13 protein-coding genes are annotated in these 14,911 nt (G+C 62.8%); 6 read left to right on the plus strand and 7 right to left on the minus strand.

The window, feature by feature from the left end; translation table 11 throughout:
• Nucleotides 1-13 precede the first annotated feature (13 nt).
• Nucleotides 14-391: a hypothetical protein gene (locus QRN70_RS10130; protein ID WP_285417415.1), complete on the plus strand. Its 378-nt coding sequence runs from the start codon at nucleotides 14-16 to the stop codon at nucleotides 389-391.
• 61 nt (nucleotides 392-452) lie between these two features.
• On the opposite strand, the gene QRN70_RS10135 is transcribed toward QRN70_RS10130, so the two are convergent.
• Together QRN70_RS10135 and QRN70_RS10140 are read right to left on the minus strand one after the other, a co-directional pair.
• Entirely contained in the window at nucleotides 453-2,381 is a 1,929-nt protein-coding gene (locus QRN70_RS10135) for a hypothetical protein (protein ID WP_285417417.1), read from the minus strand.
• A 210-nt stretch (nucleotides 2,382-2,591) separates the two neighbouring features.
• Nucleotides 2,592-2,801 (minus strand): cold-shock protein, encoded by a 210-nt coding sequence (locus QRN70_RS10140; RefSeq protein ID WP_007964248.1) that lies wholly within the window; start codon nucleotides 2,799-2,801, stop codon nucleotides 2,592-2,594.
• Nucleotides 2,802-3,038: 237 nt separating this feature from the next.
• Here QRN70_RS10140 and plsB point away from each other — a divergent pair, with 237 nt between their 5' ends.
• Genes plsB through QRN70_RS10155 form a run of 3 tightly spaced genes read left to right on the plus strand, consistent with a single transcriptional unit; the run spans nucleotide 3,039 to nucleotide 6,709 of the window.
• The gene (gene plsB, locus QRN70_RS10145; protein ID WP_285417419.1) at nucleotides 3,039-5,543 is read left to right on the plus strand and encodes a glycerol-3-phosphate 1-O-acyltransferase PlsB; all 2,505 of its coding nucleotides are present in this window, start codon (nucleotides 3,039-3,041) and stop codon (nucleotides 5,541-5,543) included.
• Between the two features lie 51 nt (nucleotides 5,544-5,594).
• Nucleotides 5,595-5,993: a YbaY family lipoprotein gene (locus QRN70_RS10150; RefSeq protein WP_285417421.1), complete on the plus strand. Its 399-nt coding sequence runs from the start codon at nucleotides 5,595-5,597 to the stop codon at nucleotides 5,991-5,993.
• A 26-nt stretch (nucleotides 5,994-6,019) separates the two neighbouring features.
• On the plus strand, nucleotides 6,020-6,709 hold the full coding sequence (locus QRN70_RS10155) for a DUF4197 domain-containing protein (protein ID WP_285417422.1): 690 nt from the start codon (nucleotides 6,020-6,022) through the stop codon (nucleotides 6,707-6,709).
• A 161-nt stretch (nucleotides 6,710-6,870) separates the two neighbouring features.
• Here QRN70_RS10155 and QRN70_RS10160 read toward each other — a convergent pair whose 3' ends face one another.
• A complete protein-coding gene (locus QRN70_RS10160; protein ID WP_285417424.1) occupies nucleotides 6,871-9,942 on the minus strand; it encodes an efflux RND transporter permease subunit in 3,072 nt (1,023 codons plus the stop codon).
• A gap of 6 nt (nucleotides 9,943-9,948) precedes the next feature.
• A complete protein-coding gene (locus QRN70_RS10165) occupies nucleotides 9,949-11,049 on the minus strand; it encodes an efflux RND transporter periplasmic adaptor subunit (protein WP_285417426.1) in 1,101 nt (366 codons plus the stop codon).
• 94 nt (nucleotides 11,050-11,143) lie between these two features.
• Between QRN70_RS10165 and QRN70_RS10170 the strand changes: the two genes are divergently transcribed.
• On the plus strand, nucleotides 11,144-11,779 hold the full coding sequence (locus QRN70_RS10170) for a TetR/AcrR family transcriptional regulator (RefSeq protein ID WP_285417428.1): 636 nt from the start codon (nucleotides 11,144-11,146) through the stop codon (nucleotides 11,777-11,779).
• Between the two features lie 105 nt (nucleotides 11,780-11,884).
• On the opposite strand, the gene QRN70_RS10175 is transcribed toward QRN70_RS10170, so the two are convergent.
• Complete coding sequence (locus QRN70_RS10175; protein WP_502941553.1) at nucleotides 11,885-12,667, minus strand: class I SAM-dependent methyltransferase; 783 nt, start codon at nucleotides 12,665-12,667, stop codon at nucleotides 11,885-11,887.
• Between the two features lie 93 nt (nucleotides 12,668-12,760).
• Here QRN70_RS10175 and QRN70_RS10180 point away from each other — a divergent pair, with 93 nt between their 5' ends.
• Nucleotides 12,761-13,381 (plus strand): energy transducer TonB, encoded by a 621-nt coding sequence (locus QRN70_RS10180; RefSeq protein ID WP_285417429.1) that lies wholly within the window; start codon nucleotides 12,761-12,763, stop codon nucleotides 13,379-13,381.
• 4 nt (nucleotides 13,382-13,385) lie between these two features.
• On the opposite strand, the gene QRN70_RS10185 is transcribed toward QRN70_RS10180, so the two are convergent.
• On the minus strand, nucleotides 13,386-14,084 hold the full coding sequence (locus QRN70_RS10185; protein WP_285417430.1) for an extensin-like domain-containing protein: 699 nt from the start codon (nucleotides 14,082-14,084) through the stop codon (nucleotides 13,386-13,388).
• The gene (locus tag QRN70_RS10190) at nucleotides 14,081-14,899 is read right to left on the minus strand and encodes an isocitrate lyase/PEP mutase family protein (RefSeq protein ID WP_285417431.1); all 819 of its coding nucleotides are present in this window, start codon (nucleotides 14,897-14,899) and stop codon (nucleotides 14,081-14,083) included. The genes QRN70_RS10185 and QRN70_RS10190 overlap by 4 nt, the downstream gene beginning before the upstream one ends.
• Nucleotides 14,900-14,911: the final 12 nt, after the last annotated feature.

Raw genomic sequence — 14,911 nt, forward strand, 5'->3', positions numbered from 1 at the left:
AGTGAGGACATCCATGCGCCAACCGGATATCGAGATTTACCTGAAAGACGCCGACGTCGACCACAAGGCGATTGCCGCCTGGCTCGGCGCCGCACTGGGCCCGTGCAGCGACTGGGTACAGAAAGGCCAGACCTACAAGTGCAAGGCCGGCAACATTCCGGTGACCTGGCTGCCGAAAGCCGTGGGCAAATGGAACAGCCTGTACCTGGAAAGCGACCAGACCCCCTGGGAAGACGACATCGCCTGCGCCCGCGCCGCATTCGCCGCGCTTAACGTCGAAGTGCGTTGCGCACCGGGCACGTGGGTCGAGGAAGAAGGCGAGGAAACGGCGGATCGCTGGATCCGCATCAGCGCCGATGGTGAAGAAGAGATCACCTGGAAAACCGCCTGAGCCACCTGAACGCTCCACCGCCCCAGATGAACAAAGAGGGCGGCGAGGCGCTCGGTGTCCATCAGTTCCAGTTGCCGACGGACTGATCAGCCTTGATGAATTCAAACCGGGCTGATTCGGTTGTCGTTCTGGGCAACGTCAGCTTGATGATCGGTACGACCTTGCCGGAATACTTGTAAAAATCCTGCTGATTGAACCTGGCATCCGCCAAGCCATTGGCCGTATAAAAGAAAGCCTTGATAGGAATGCTCGTGTGGATGTCCTGTGCCCACGTGGCCAGTCGGATCTCATTCCAGCCATTGAACCCCTCGGCTCCCAGCAACTTCATGGCCACAATCCCCTGATAAAACGCATCAGCAGCCAGTGCTCCCTGGCTGGGTCGGACGTTGAAACCACACTGGCGCTGATACTTCCATCCGCTGGGCCCCTGGTTATAGTGGCTGAGCCAGCCCGCCGCCGTCGTAATACCCTGCTGCTCACAAGAGCGACTGACGGTTGGATAATTGGACGACACCCCGCACCCCTGGTCTGCGCGGATGTCACTGCCGCCGTCCACGGGAAAAATGCAGAGAACCGGAATCTCTACCGTGCCTGCGGGACGCTGCTGTGCAGGGAAAAAGACGATGCCACTGGTATTCGGATAACTGGCTGGAAACGCCTTGAAGGCTGCGTCCTTACGCAGATAGAAAAACGACACGCCACCGTTCTTCTGCGAGAGCGGGCTGGGATTCCAGGCACGATAGCCGGTACCGTTGATCGTCGCGCGCAATATCACCCCCGAGCACAATGCCGCCGGCAGCGAAGCACTGCCGCAATTTTGTCGTGTATCGGCATATTGTGCATTCAGCTCATCAGCCACCCGTTGACCGTCTCCGACAGGCGCCCCACCTGTAACGCGGATAGCCAGCGCTGGCGACGTAATCAAATTACCTGACCCACCGACCTTGTAGGTGTACGTCAGGCTGACCGCGCGCCCCTTGTTCTCGGTGATCCAGGCCTTGGGCAGCTTGAACGTCTGAGTGCCTACGGTGGACACGGTCTGAATGGGCGTGTCACGCAGCGCCACCCCTGTCAGGCGCACGCCGACGGTGTCATTGCGCGCCAGGCTCGGGTAACTGACCTGCACGGTGGCTTCCGCGCCCAGCGTGTCGGCGTTCAACTCACCGGCCGGCGCCTCGACGACCTTGAACACATTTTGCCCCTGGGCACTCACCACTCGGATGCTCAAGGGATCCGAAGTGATCAGGCCTCCAGCCCCACCGTACTTGTAGGTGTACGTCAGGCTGACCGTGCGCCCCTTGTTCTCGGTGATCCAGGCCTTGGGCAGCTTGAACGTCTGCACGCCCACGCTGGACACGGTCTGAATGGGCGTGTCACGCAACGCCACCCCCGTCAGGCGCACGCCGACGGTGTCCTTGCGCGCCAGTCTCGGGTAACTGACCTGCACGGTGGCGTCGGCACCCAGCGTGTCGGCGTTCAACTCGCCGGCCGGCGCCTCAAGCACCTTGAACACAATCTGCTCTTCCGGGTTTTCCGGGCCGTGCGTTACATCGATGACAAGTGGTGGTCGGTGAATGAATTGCTGGTTAGGGCCGTCGACCGCATAGCCGAGGATAAAATTGCCGCCGATGCGATCAGCCACCCAGGCCTTCGGAAACGAGAACGTCAGTATTCCCGGCGTGGCGACCTTCTGAATCGGTGTGTCGTACTCTTTCGAGCCGACCACCACATACGTCAGGACCTGGTCACCAGGCGCCATGCTCGGATAACTCACCTGCGCGTGGGCCTCGGCGCCGAATGCATCCAGATTCAGTACGCGCTGCGGAGCTTCAACCAAGTTGAATAATGCCGGCGGTGCGGCCGCGACGCCTTGGGCATCTGCCTGCGGCGGCGTGGCCAAGGCACGGCTGGCAGGCTGGTCTGGAGGGGAAGCCGGCGTCGTGCATCCGGCTAGAAACACCATCACAACAACTGCGAATGCTCTCGGCATAACCGTGCCCTCTGCGATGAACGCGCCGCGTTTTCGCAGAAACTAGATCCGGGCTAAACATCCGTCTACTGTCAGAACTGACAGGTGTTCATTCATCCAGCGCCTGATCAGGCGCCGAAAAAAAGATCGCAGCCTGCGCCAGCTCCCACAGTTTGCAATGCATTTGCCCTGTAGAAGCTGGCGTAGGCTGCGATCTTCTGATCCTGAACGTTACAGGCCGACCACGTCTTCAGCCTGCAAACCCTTTTCCCCCGTCACCACCGCGTATTCGACTTGCTGGCCTTCGGTCAGCGAGCGATGCCCTTCACCGCGGATCGCGCGGTAGTGCACGAACACGTCCACGCCGTCTTCGCGCTGGATGAAGCCGTAGCCTTTGGCGTCGTTGAACCACTTCACATTGCCGGTTTCACGTGTTGCCATCTGTTCATACTCCATTTTTATTATTGAACAGGCTTTTCGCAGGAAAGCCTTTGCGGAACGTCAGCCTGCGTCCGACGTCCATAAAAGGGCCCCGGCGACAGACCGCCGAGTATATGACAGGCGCAAAAACTCTCAACAGGAGTTTACTTCGCCGCTTTTTTGCCGATTTTCAGTGAATACGGCAAACTGTCGACCGCCCGAGCAAACGCTCGGTTTATCCACTCACGCAGAAGCCGTATGACCCGTTCCCCGTTCCGCCGTCTTGTGTTTGGCACCTTGCGCCGATTGTTGTACCTCTGGGTTCGCTCGGAGACGATCAACCAGTCGTCGTTCACCCTCAACCTCGACCGCAGTCGCCCGGTGTTCTACGTCCTGCAAAACCCTTCGCTCACCGACCTGGCGGTGGTCGATACCGAGTGCACCAAGGCCGGCCTGCCGCGCCCGGTGCTGCCGGTATCGGTGGGATCGCTGATCGAACCGGCGGCGTTCTTCTACCTGACCCCGGACCCGGACTGGCTCGGCCGCCAGGACAAGCGCGGTGCGCCACCGACCCTGACCCGCCTGGTCAGCGCCCTGACGCAGAACGCCGCCGAAGACGCACAGATCATCCCGGTCAGCGTGTTCTGGGGGCAGTCGCCGGACAGCGAAAACAGTCCGTGGAAGCTGCTGTTCGCCGACAGCTGGGCCGTCACCGGACGCCTGCGCCGGTTGCTGAGCATCATCGTGCTGGGGCGCAAGACCCGCGTGCAATTCTCCGCACCGATCCACCTGCGTGAACTGATCGAGCACAACAAGGGCCACGAACGCACCGTGCGCATGGCCCAGCGCATCCTGCGCGTGCACTTCCGCAACCTGAAAGCGGCCGTGATCGGCCCGGACATTTCCCACCGGCGCAACCTGGTCAAGGGCCTGCTCAACCAACCGCTGGTCAAACAGGCCATCCTCGAGGAAGCCGAGCGCGAGAACATCTCCCCGGAAAAGGCCAAGGCCCAGGCCCTGCGCTACGGCAACGAGATCGCCTCGGACTACACCTACACCGCGATCCGTTTCCTCGAAGTGGTGCTGAGCTGGTTCTGGAACAAGATCTACGACGGCATCAAGGTCAACCACATCGAAGGCGTGCAAAAGGTCGCCCAGGGGCACGAAGTGATCTACGTGCCATGCCACCGCAGCCACATCGATTACCTGCTGCTCTCCTACCTGCTGTTTCGCAACGGCCTGACCCCTCCGCACATCGCCGCCGGGATCAACCTGAACATGCCGGTGATCGGCAGCCTGCTGCGCCGTGGCGGCGCTTTCTTCATGCGCCGCACCTTCAAGGGCAACCCGCTGTACACCTCGGTGTTCAACGAATACCTGCACACCCTGTTCACCAAAGGCTTCCCGGTCGAGTACTTCGTCGAGGGCGGCCGCTCGCGTACCGGGCGCATGCTGCAGCCGAAAACCGGCATGCTGGCGATCACGCTGCGCAGCTTCCTGCGTTCGTCGCGCATGCCGATCGTGTTCGTGCCGGTGTACATCGGCTATGAACGCGTGCTGGAAGGCCGCACCTACCTCGGTGAGCTGCGCGGCGCGAGCAAAAAGAAAGAGTCGATCTTCGACATCTTCAAAGTCATCGGCGCGCTCAAGCAGCGCTTCGGTCAGGTCGCGGTGAACTTCGGCGAGCCGATCAAGCTGGCGGAATTCCTCGACAGCGAACAGCCGGACTGGCGCCAGCAGGACCTCGGCCCGCAGTTCAAGCCGGCCTGGCTCAACGAAACCACCAACCGCCTCGGCGACAAAGTCGCGCAGCACCTGAACGAGGCCGCGGCGATCAACCCGGTCAACCTGGTGGCGCTGGCGCTGCTGTCGACCACCCGCCTGGCACTGGATGACCGCGCCATGGCGCGGGTGCTGGACCTGTACCTGGCGCTGCTGCGCAAAGTCCCGTACTCGCCGCACACCACCTTGCCGCAGGGCGATGGCCGCGCGCTGATCGAGCACGTGAAGGACATGGATCTGCTGTCCGAGCAGAACGACGCGCTGGGCAAGATTCTCTATCTGGACGAGCAGAACGCCGTCCTGATGACCTACTACCGCAACAACGTGCTGCACATCTTCGCTCTGCCGGCGCTGCTGGCGAGCTTCTTCCAGAGCACCTCGCGCATGAGTCGCGAACAGATCCTGCGCTACACCCGTGCGCTGTATCCGTACCTGCAGGCAGAGCTGTTCATCCGCTGGCGCCTGGACGAACTCGACGCGGTGATCGACCAGTGGCTGGAGGCGTTCGTCGAGCAAGGCCTGCTGCGCTTCGAAAAGGACGTGTACCTGCGCCCGGCGCCGAGTTCGCGGCATTTCGTCCTGCTGACCCTGCTGTCGAAGAGCATCGCGCAGACCCTGCAGCGTTTCTACATGACCGTCTCGCTGCTGCTCAACGCCGGGCAGAACAGCATCAGCGCCGAAGAACTGGAAGACCTGTGCACGGTCATGGCCCAGCGCCTGTCGATCCTGCATGGCCTCAATGCCCCGGAGTTCTTCGACAAGAGCCTGTTCCGCCACTTCATCCAGACCCTGCTCGATCTCGACGTGCTGCGCCGTGACGAGGCCGGCAAGCTGAGCTATCACGAACTGCTCGGCGAACTGGCCGAAGGTGCAGCCAAGCGCGTGTTGCCGGCCGAAATTCGCCTGTCGATCCGTCAGGTGGCGCTGCATCGCAGTGAAGATGCGGCCGAGCAGGTCACCGCGCCCGCGCCAAGCGAATAAATGCCTACAGGCGCCAGGCTGTGTCTGGCGCCGTCGATACGGAGACTTGCGATGAAAAAACTCACCCTTCTGGCTGCAGCCACGCTGCTGAGCGCCTGCCAATCGACTTCACCGAGCGGCCAGGCGAGCCTCGACGGCGAAGTGTTCTACCTGCAACGCATCGCCCTGCCACCGAGCGCGACCCTGAGCGTGAGCCTGCAGGACGTGTCCCTGGCCGATGCGCCAGCGGTCGTGCTCGATGAACAAAAAGGCCCGGTCAAAGGCCAGGTGCCGTTGCCGTTCCACTTGCGCTACGATCCGGCCCAGGTCAAACCGGGCCACCGTTACTCGGTCAGCGCGCGCATCGAAGTCAACGGCGAGCTGCTGTTCATCACCACCGAACATCATGCCGTGCAACTCGATGGCAAGGATCCGCAGCCGCTGAAGATCCGCGTCGACGCCGCCCGCTAATGCTCTTTTTCAACAAGGAAGCTGCCATGCTCCGCCCTACCCTTCGCTTCGCCGGCCTGTGCGCAGGCCTGATGATTTCCGCCAGCGCCCTGGCCCTGTCCCTCAGCGACCTGTCGCAACAGGACGCTACTGGCGGCCTCAAGGACGCCCTGACCCAGGGTGCACAACTGGCAGTCAAGCAACTCGGTACCCCGGGCGGTTTCAGTAACAACCCCGAGGTGAAGATCGAACTGCCGGGCAAACTCGGCAAAGTCGCCGGCAAGATGAAAGCCTTCGGCATGGGCGCCCAGGTCGATGAACTGGAAACCGCCATGAACAAGGCCGCGGAAAGCGCCGTGACCCAGGCCCAGCCGATCCTCGTCGACGCCGTGAAGAAAATGAGCGTGGCCGACGCCAAGGGTATCCTCAGCGGCGGCAGCGATTCGGCCACCCAGTACCTGGACAAGTCCAGCCGCGAGCAGATCCGCGCCAAGTTCCTGCCGATCGTCAAGCAAGCCACCGATAAAGTCGGCGTGGCGCAGAAATACAACAGCTTCGCCGGCCAGGCGGCGACCCTCGGCGTGGTCGATGCCAAGAGCGCCAACATCGAAAGCTACGTGACCGAACAGGCACTCAACGGCCTGTTCGAGATGATCGGCAAACAGGAAGAAACCCTGCGCAAGAACCCGGCCGCTGCGGCGACCAGTCTGGCGAAGAAAGTGTTCGGCACGCTGTAACGGCCGCACCAGGAAAAGCCCGCTGCACCTCACAGGTCCAGCGGGCTTTTTTGTGGCAGGCGGCTTGGATGGTCGCTCCGCCCTCGCCCTCTCCCAGAGGGCGAGGGGCAAGAACGCCGCGCAAGCCAGGCCAGGCTACCCGACCCCAAGGCCGCGCAGGATCAACCGGCGTCCTTGCGAACCCTGAACCAGGCTGCATACAACGCCGGCAGAAACAGCAGCGTCAGCGCCGTCGCCACGATCAGGCCGCCCATGATCGCCACCGCCATCGGCCCGAAAAACACGCTGCGCGACAGCGGAATCATCGCCAGCACCGCCGCCAGCGCCGTCAGCACAATCGGCCGGAACCGGCGCACGGTCGCCTCGATGATCGCCTGCCAGGGCTTGAGCCCGGCCGCGATATCCTGCTCGATCTGATCGACCAGGATGACCGAGTTGCGCATGATCATCCCCGACAGCGCAATCGTCCCCAGCATGGCCACAAAACCGAACGGCTGACGGAACACCATCAGGAACAGCGTGACCCCGATCAGCCCCAGCGGCGCGGTCAGAAATACCATCGCCGTGCGCGAGAAACTGCGCAGCTGCACCATCAGCAAGGTCAGCACCACGACGATGAACATCGGCACCCCGGCGTTGACCGATTTCTGCCCGCGCTCGGAATCTTCCACGGTGCCGCCGACATCGAGCAGATAGCCATCCGGCAGCTCGGCGCGGATCGGATCGAGCGTCGGCAGAATCTGTTTGACCAGCGTCGCCGGTTGCTCCTTGCCGTAGATATCGGCGCGCACCGTAACGTTCGGCAGGCGGTTGCGGTGCCAGATGATGCCTTCTTCGAAACCGTATTCCAGGGTAGCGATCTGCGACAGCGCGACACTGCGACCGTTGTCGGTCGGCACCGCCAGGCTCGGCAGCAGCGACAGCTCGGTGCGCTCATGCACGGTGCCGCGCAGGAGGATTTCGATCAGTTCGTTGTCCTCGCGGTACTGGCTGACGCTGGAGCCGGTCAGCGAACTCTGGAGGAATTTCGCCAGGTTCGCCGTGCTCACGCCCAGGGCACGGGCGCGATCCTGATCGACGTTCAGGTACACCACCTTGCTCGGCTCTTCCCAGTCGAGGTGGACATTGACCACGTGCGGGTTCTCGCGGACTTTGGCGGCGACCTTGCGCGCCAGCGCACGGACTTCATCGATGTGCTCGCCGGTGACGCGGAACTGCACCGGATAGCCGACCGGCGGGCCATTCTCCAGGCGCGTGACCCGCGAGCGCAGCGCCGGGAATTGCTCGTTGAGCGTGTCGATCAGCCAGGTGCGCAGCGCTTCGCGTTCCTCGATGGTTTTTGCCAGCACGACAAACTGGGCAAAACTCGCCGCCGGCAATTGCTGGTCCAGCGGCAGGTAGAAGCGCGGCGAACCGGTGCCGACGTAGGCCACATAGTTGTCGATGCCGGCATGGTCCTTGAGCAGCGCCTCCAGGCGCTTGACCTCGGCGGCGGTATTGCTCAGGGACGCGCCTTCGGCGAGTTTCAGGTCAACCATCAGCTCCAGGCGGTTGGAGGCCGGGAAAAACTGCTGCGGTACGAAACGGAACAGCATCACCGACGCGATAAACAACCCCACGGTCAGCACGATCACGGTTTTGCGGCGGCGCACGCACCACTCCACCACACGGCGCACCCGCTGGTAGAACGGCGTGGCGTAAGGGTCGGGCTGGCCGTCACCGCTGCCGTGTTTGGCCGCATGAATTTTCGCCAGATCCGGCAGGAGTCTTTCCCCCAGGTATGGCACAAACACCACCGCCGCCACCCACGAAGCGAGCAAGGCGATGGTCACCACCTGGAAGATCGAGCGGGTGTATTCGCCGGTGCCGGACTGCGCGGTGGCAATCGGCAGGAACCCGGCGGCGGTGATCAGCGTACCGGTGAGCATCGGGAACGCGGTGCTGGTCCAGGCGTAACTGGCGGCCTTGATCCGGTCGAAGCCCTGCTCCATTTTGATCGCCATCATTTCCACGGCGATGATCGCATCGTCCACCAGCAGCCCCAGCGCCAGTACCAGTGCGCCGAGGGAAATCTTGTGCAGGCCGATGCCCAGGTAATACATGCAGGCGAACGTCATCGCCAGCACCAGGGGAATGGTCAGCGCCACCACCATGCCGGTGCGCACGCCGAGAGAGAAGAAGCTCACCAGCAAGACGATGGCCAGGGCCTCGACCAACACCTGGACGAACTCGCCGACCCCGGATTTCACCGCCGCCGGCTGATCCGAGACTTTGCGCAGCTGCATGCCGGCCGGAAGGTTTTTCTGAATGCGGGCGAATTCGATTTCCAGCGCCTTGCCCAGCACCAGAATGTCGCCGCCGTCCTTCATCGCCACCGCAAGGCCGATGGCGTCCTCGCCCATGAAGCGCATGCGCGGTGCCGGTGGATCGTTGAAACCGCGGCGCACGTCGGCGACATCGGCGATGCGGAACGTCCGGTCGCCGACGCGGATCGGGAAGTTCCTGATCTCGTCGACCGTCTGAAAATTCCCCGAAACCCGTAGCTGCAAACGCTCGCTGCCGGTTTCGAAGAAGCCCGCGGTGGACACCGCGTTCTGCTCTTCCAGCGCCTGCTGCACCGCCGCCAGCGGCAAGCCGAGGGTGGCGAGTTTGACGTTGGACAGCTCGACCCAGATCTTCTCGTCCTGCAGCCCGAGCAGTTCGACCTTGCCCACGTCCCTGACCCGTTGCAGCTGGATCTGGATGCGATCGGCGTAATCCTTGAGCACCGCATAGTCAAAACCGTCGCCGGTCAGCGCATAGATATTGCCGAACGTGGTGCCGAATTCGTCATTGAAAAACGGGCCCTGAATACCCGGCGGCAGGGTCTGGCGAATGTCGCTGACCTTCTTGCGCACCTGATACCAGAGCTCCGGAATCTGCACCGAGTGCATCGAGTCGCGGGCAATGAACGTGACCTGCGATTCACCGGGGCGGGAGAACGAGACAATGCGCTCGTACTCGCCGGTTTCCATCAGCTTCTTTTCGATGCGTTCGGTGACCTGGCGCGAGACTTCCTGGGCCGTGGCGCCCGGCCAGCGGGTCTGGATCACCATGGCTTTGAAGGTGAACGGCGGGTCTTCGCTCTGCCCCAGCTTGGTGTAGGACAAGGCGCCGACGATCGCCAGCAAAAGCATCAGGAACAGTACGATCTGGCGATTGCGCAGCGCCCAGGCGGAAAGATTGAAACCCATCGGGACTTACTCCTTGTCCGCCAGATTGACCACGCGGTTGGCGCGGTCCACCGGACGCACCTGCTGCCCTTCGAGCAAGACATGGACGCCGGCGGCCACCACCCAGTCGCTGGCGTTCAGACCTTCGAGCACCGGCACGCTTTTCTCGCCGAACGGGCCAATGCGCACCGGGGTCTTTTTCAGCGTGTTGTCGGCCTTGACCACCCAGACGTAAGTCGCGCCGTTTTCGGCGCTGAGTGCCGACAGCGGCACCGACAGCGGCACGCTTTCAGTGCTCTGCACGAACACCCGGGCGCTCTGACCGAGTTCGGCGGGAACCTTGCCGGCAGTGAAGGCAATGCGGGCGGCGAAGGTGCGCGATTTCGGATCGGCGGCCGGCGACAGTTCGCGGATCTGCCCGGCAAAGCGTTGGTTGGGCTGGGTCCACAGTTCCACCGTGACAGGCTGGCCGACCTTGAAGCGTCCGAAGCTCTGCTCCGGCAGGCTGATCAGCACTTCGCGTTCGCCGTCGGTAGCCAGGGTGAACACGGTCTGGCCGGCAGCGACCACTTGCCCGACTTCCACCGAACGCTTGGCCACTACGCCGTCCTGCGGCGCACGCAGCACGGCGTAGCTGGCCTGGTTGTTGGAGACGTTGAATTCGGCCTTGATCTGTTTGAGGCGGGCTTCGCCGGAGCGATAGAGGTTTTCTGCGTTGTCGTAGGCCGAGCGGCTGACCATCTGCCGCTCCATCAGGGTCTTGTAGCGGTCGCGCTCGGCGCGCACCAGATTGAGGTTGGCTTCGGCGGCGGTGACCTGGGCGCGCGTGGCTTCCAGTTGCAGGCGCACGTCCTGCGGGTCGAGCTCGGCCAACGGCTGGTCGGCCTTCACCCGCTGACCTTCCTCGACCAGTCGTCGGCTGACCTTGCCGCCGATACGGAACGCCAGGTCCGGCTCGTAACGGGCGCGCACCTCGCCCGGATAACTTTCCAGCGCCTGCGCCGAAGGCTCTGGCTGCACCACCATGGCCGGGCGTATGGCAACCTGCGTCGCCTCTTCCTGACCGCATGCGGACAATAAAAAAGCCAGACTGACTGGCAACGTAAAGGACAACGCATGGCGGAACATGGTGACGGACCTTTCGCTAATGGTGCTTGGAATAATTATACTGGCCGGTATGTTATTAATAGCAAACTCACCAGTCCAGTATTAAAAGCGAAGAATGTCGAACAATCTTGCAGCTCCAAACGGCCCGGGTCGCCCGAAGGATCTGGCCAAGCGCCAGGCCATTCTCGATGCGGCGAAAGTCCTGTTTCTCAGTCATGGCTATGCCAACACCAGCATGGACGCGGTGGCTACGGCTGCCGGCGTTTCAAAGCTGACGGTCTACAGCCATTTCAACGACAAGGAAACGCTGTTCTCCTCCGCCGTGATGGCCAAATGCGAGGAGCAGTTACCGCCGCTGTTCTTCGAATTGCCCGACGGCATCCCCGTGGAAAATGTGTTGCTGAACATTGCCAGGGGCTTCCACCACCTGATCAACAGCGACGAGTCGGTGAATCTGCACCGCTTGATGATGGCGCTGGGCACGCAAGATCCGAAGCTGTCGCAGATTTTCTTCGAGGCCGGCCCAGAGCGCATGGTGCAAGGCATGGAACGGCTGCTCAAACGCATCGACGAGACCGGTGCGCTGAGCATCGACCAGCCACGTAATGCGGCCGAGCATTTCTTCTGCCTGCTCAAGGGCGCGGGGAATTTTCGTTTGCTGTATTGCTGCGGCGAGCCGCTGAGCGAAGAGGCTGCAGAGAGTCATGTGCAGGAGGTAGTGGGGTTGTTCATGCGGGCTTACAGACCCTAGAGACCTGGTGATTGGTCTACCCCCCTTCGCGAGCAGGCTCGCTCCCACATTTGAAATGCATTCCAATGTGGGAGCGAGCCTGCTCGCGAAGGCGGCGACCCGGTCTCAGCCCTTGAGTGCCTTCTTCGGGTAGATGTCATACCGACTGGATTTGCCATCCAGCGCATGGCTCGGCTTCGGCCCCTCTATGCACGGCGCCTTGCGCGGGCGCTTGACCACCACCCGGTGCGTCGCCAATGCCAGCGCCGCCTCCAGCAGTGCCGGCGCATCCGGGTCATCCCCGACCAGCGGCCGGAACAGGCGCATTTCCTTTTTCACCAGCGCGGTTTTCTCGCGATGCGGGAACATCGGGTCGAGGTAGATCACCTGCGGCGGCTCGCCCTCCCAGTTGCGCATGACCTCGATCGAGTTACCCTTGAGCAGCTTCATCCGCGCCACGATCGGCGCCACGTCGAAATCTTCCGCGGCCCGCGCCAGACCATCCTCCAGCAGCGCCCCGATCAGCGGCTGACGCTCGATCAGGCTCATTTCACAGCCCAGACTGGCCAGAACGAACGCGTCCTTGCCCAACCCCGCCGTGGCGTCCAGCACCCGTGGGCGCACGCCTTGAGCGATGCCGACCGCCTTGGCGATCATCTGCCCGCTGCCGCCGCCGTACAGACGCCGATGCGCCGCACCGCCCTCGACAAAGTCCACCCGCACCGGTCCCGGCGCATCCGAGCCGAGCTGCTGCAGCTGCAAACCCTGCTCGCCCACCTGCAAGGCGAACTCGCCGTCGTCCACCTGCAGCGGCAGGCCCAGGCGCTCGGCCCATTGCTCGGCTTGCGCTTCAAACGTCGGGCCGAGGGCCTGGACATGGATGCGGCAGGCCGCGGGTTGCTCAATCATGAAAACACGCTCAAAAAAGTTAAGGATCGGCAAAAAGTGGCCGATAAACCAATCAACGCGCATTTTGCCAGAGCTGAGCGTCAACCGAAAAAAATGTCAGGCATTCTTCCCACATCGATTGGCTACATTTCGCCCAAGGGCGACTTCAGCCGTCATAACACTCAAGCATTGGGCGGCGTCAGTCACCTGTGGCAGGATTTCTTTGCCCAGGCCCTGGCCGAACAATCGAGCGATGTGGTGCCGGCCTGTGGCACCTTTCCACCGGTTGACCTGAACAGCCCGGAAGAACCGACCCTGGGCAGCGAGCTGCACGCGCACATCATCGAGCAGCGTCAGTGCGACGTGGTCGAGACCGAAGTGCGTCCGCCGGAGCCGCTGTTCCTGCCAATCGCCGAGTTCGAAACCGATCTGCTGGACAAGCCGTTCCCACCGTTCCCGCCAGAAGAACTCAAGGCTCAGCAAGAGCAGCAGGACTTCGACAGCAGCTGGGTTCGCCCGATCGTGATCAACAGCGGTCAGCCTGTGCCAGAGCCTGGCCCGGCGCCGCAGAAGAAGCCGCTGTACTTGCCGATTGCCGAATTCGACCTCGACTTGCTGCAAAAACCTTATCCACCGTTCCCGCCGGAAGAAATCGTCGAGCAGCAGAAGGCACTGGACTTCGATAACGGCTGGGCGCGCCCGATCGTGCTGCAGAACCTGCGCCTCGCCGCCTGATCCCTCAGCGACACACGCTCCAGCGCCCGACATCGACATGAAAGTGATTGCGGTGGGCGGCGTTGTAGTCCGGACTCAACACCACACTGAACGCCTCGCAGGCGCCATCGCGCACCTGACGCAGAAACTGCGCATCCTGATTCTGTTTCGGCCAGTCCTTGAGCACGCTGATGCTGCGCCCGTCCGCCAGCCGAAAACCGCTGATGTCCAGCGCATCGGCACTGGCATGCCGACTGAGCGCCCCGCTCTCACGGTTATAAACATTGCGACAGGCGAAACTGCCGAGGTGCTCGAGCCGCGTCACCGGTTGCCCGTAAACCTCGCGCGCCGCCGGTTGCAGCGTGTGGCGCTCGAACATCGCGTAAGCCACCGCCAGCGGACAGCTGGCAAGAAAGCTGCTGCTCAGCGCCACCTCGCCACCCTGCACGCGCACAGCGGCGATCAATGGGCACTTGGCATCGGGGCTGTCGGCCTGCGGCGTAACCCGCAGGCTCGAGCTGCGCAAGGCTTGCTCGCATAAAGCCGCATCACCGCGCAGGCGCGTGAGCTTGTAGCCGGTCAGCCAGTTGGGCGGCGCCTTGACGTCCAGCGGCGCCCAGGGATTCCACTCGGGCGCCACCTCGATCCAACCACGCCAGACGCCAAGCAGCGCGCCGCCGATCAGCAGCAGCGCTGACAGCGCCAGCCAGCGCCCCCTGCTCACCCGAAGAACTGATTGGCCTGGGCGTACGGCATGGACTGTGCGGTAAACCCGAAGGTGCCGGACTGCTGGATTTCCTCCGCTGCGCGGAAGAACTCACCGTACGCCGCCAGTGCCAGCGCCGAGCCGGTGCTGACCCGGCGCACGCCCATTGCCGCCAATTGCTGCACGGTCAGCTTCAGGCCGCCGGACATCAGCACATTGACCGGTTTCGGCGCCACCGCGCGCACCACGGCGAGGACTTCTTCGGCACTGCGCAGGCCCGGTGCATAGAGCACATCGGCACCTGCCTCGGCGAAAGCCTGCAAGCGGCGGATGGTGTCGTCGAGATCCGGCTTGCCGTGCAGGTAGTTTTCCGCGCGGGCGGTCAGGATGAAGGGAAACGCCAGTGTGCGCACGGCGGCGACAGCGGCTTCAATGCGCGCCACGGCGTGTTCGAAGCAATAGATCGGCGCATCCGCGCGGCCAGTGGCGTCTTCGATCGAGCCGCCCACCGCACCGGCCTCGGCCGCACGAATGAGGCTCTGCGCCGATTCGGCCGGGGCGTCGGCGAAACCGTTTTCCAGGTCCACCGCCACCGGCAGATCGCTGGCCGCGACCAGCGCGCGGACATTGGCCAGGGTTTCGTCGAGGCTTAGGGCGCCATCCGCTTTGCCCTGGGAGAACGCATAGCCGGCACTGGTGCTCGCCAGCGCCTGATAGCCAAGGCTGGCGAGCATCTTCGCCGAGCCCGCATCCCACGGATTGGGAATGACGAAAATCTCATTGCGCTCATGCAGGGCTTTGAAGGCTTCGGCTTTACGGGTTTGCGCGTCCATTGGCAGGCTCCT

Origin of the sequence: Pseudomonas sp. efr-133-TYG-5 (assembly GCF_030209175.1) — a bacterium.
In the GTDB taxonomy this organism is placed as follows: domain Bacteria; phylum Pseudomonadota; class Gammaproteobacteria; order Pseudomonadales; family Pseudomonadaceae; genus Aquipseudomonas.

What these genes read in the sequence shown, in the direction of transcription:
- plsB (WP_285417419.1), top strand. Translation starts at nt 3,039, where the DNA reads ATGACCCGTTCCCCGTTCCGCCGTCTTGTGTTTGGCACCTTGCGCCGA.
- QRN70_RS10160 (WP_285417424.1), bottom strand. Translation starts at nt 9,942, where the DNA reads ATGGGTTTCAATCTTTCCGCCTGGGCGCTGCGCAATCGCCAGATCGTA.
- QRN70_RS10155 (WP_285417422.1), top strand. Translation starts at nt 6,020, where the DNA reads ATGCTCCGCCCTACCCTTCGCTTCGCCGGCCTGTGCGCAGGCCTGATG.
- QRN70_RS10140 (WP_007964248.1), bottom strand. Translation starts at nt 2,801, where the DNA reads ATGGCAACACGTGAAACCGGCAATGTGAAGTGGTTCAACGACGCCAAA.
- QRN70_RS10165 (WP_285417426.1), bottom strand. Translation starts at nt 11,049, where the DNA reads ATGTTCCGCCATGCGTTGTCCTTTACGTTGCCAGTCAGTCTGGCTTTT.
- QRN70_RS10135 (WP_285417417.1), bottom strand. Translation starts at nt 2,381, where the DNA reads ATGCCGAGAGCATTCGCAGTTGTTGTGATGGTGTTTCTAGCCGGATGC.
- QRN70_RS10150 (WP_285417421.1), top strand. Translation starts at nt 5,595, where the DNA reads ATGAAAAAACTCACCCTTCTGGCTGCAGCCACGCTGCTGAGCGCCTGC.
- QRN70_RS10175 (WP_502941553.1), bottom strand. Translation starts at nt 12,667, where the DNA reads ATGATTGAGCAACCCGCGGCCTGCCGCATCCATGTCCAGGCCCTCGGC.
- QRN70_RS10170 (WP_285417428.1), top strand. Translation starts at nt 11,144, where the DNA reads ATGTCGAACAATCTTGCAGCTCCAAACGGCCCGGGTCGCCCGAAGGAT.
- QRN70_RS10130 (WP_285417415.1), top strand. Translation starts at nt 14, where the DNA reads ATGCGCCAACCGGATATCGAGATTTACCTGAAAGACGCCGACGTCGAC.
- QRN70_RS10180 (WP_285417429.1), top strand. Translation starts at nt 12,761, where the DNA reads ATGTCAGGCATTCTTCCCACATCGATTGGCTACATTTCGCCCAAGGGC.
- QRN70_RS10190 (WP_285417431.1), bottom strand. Translation starts at nt 14,899, where the DNA reads ATGGACGCGCAAACCCGTAAAGCCGAAGCCTTCAAAGCCCTGCATGAG.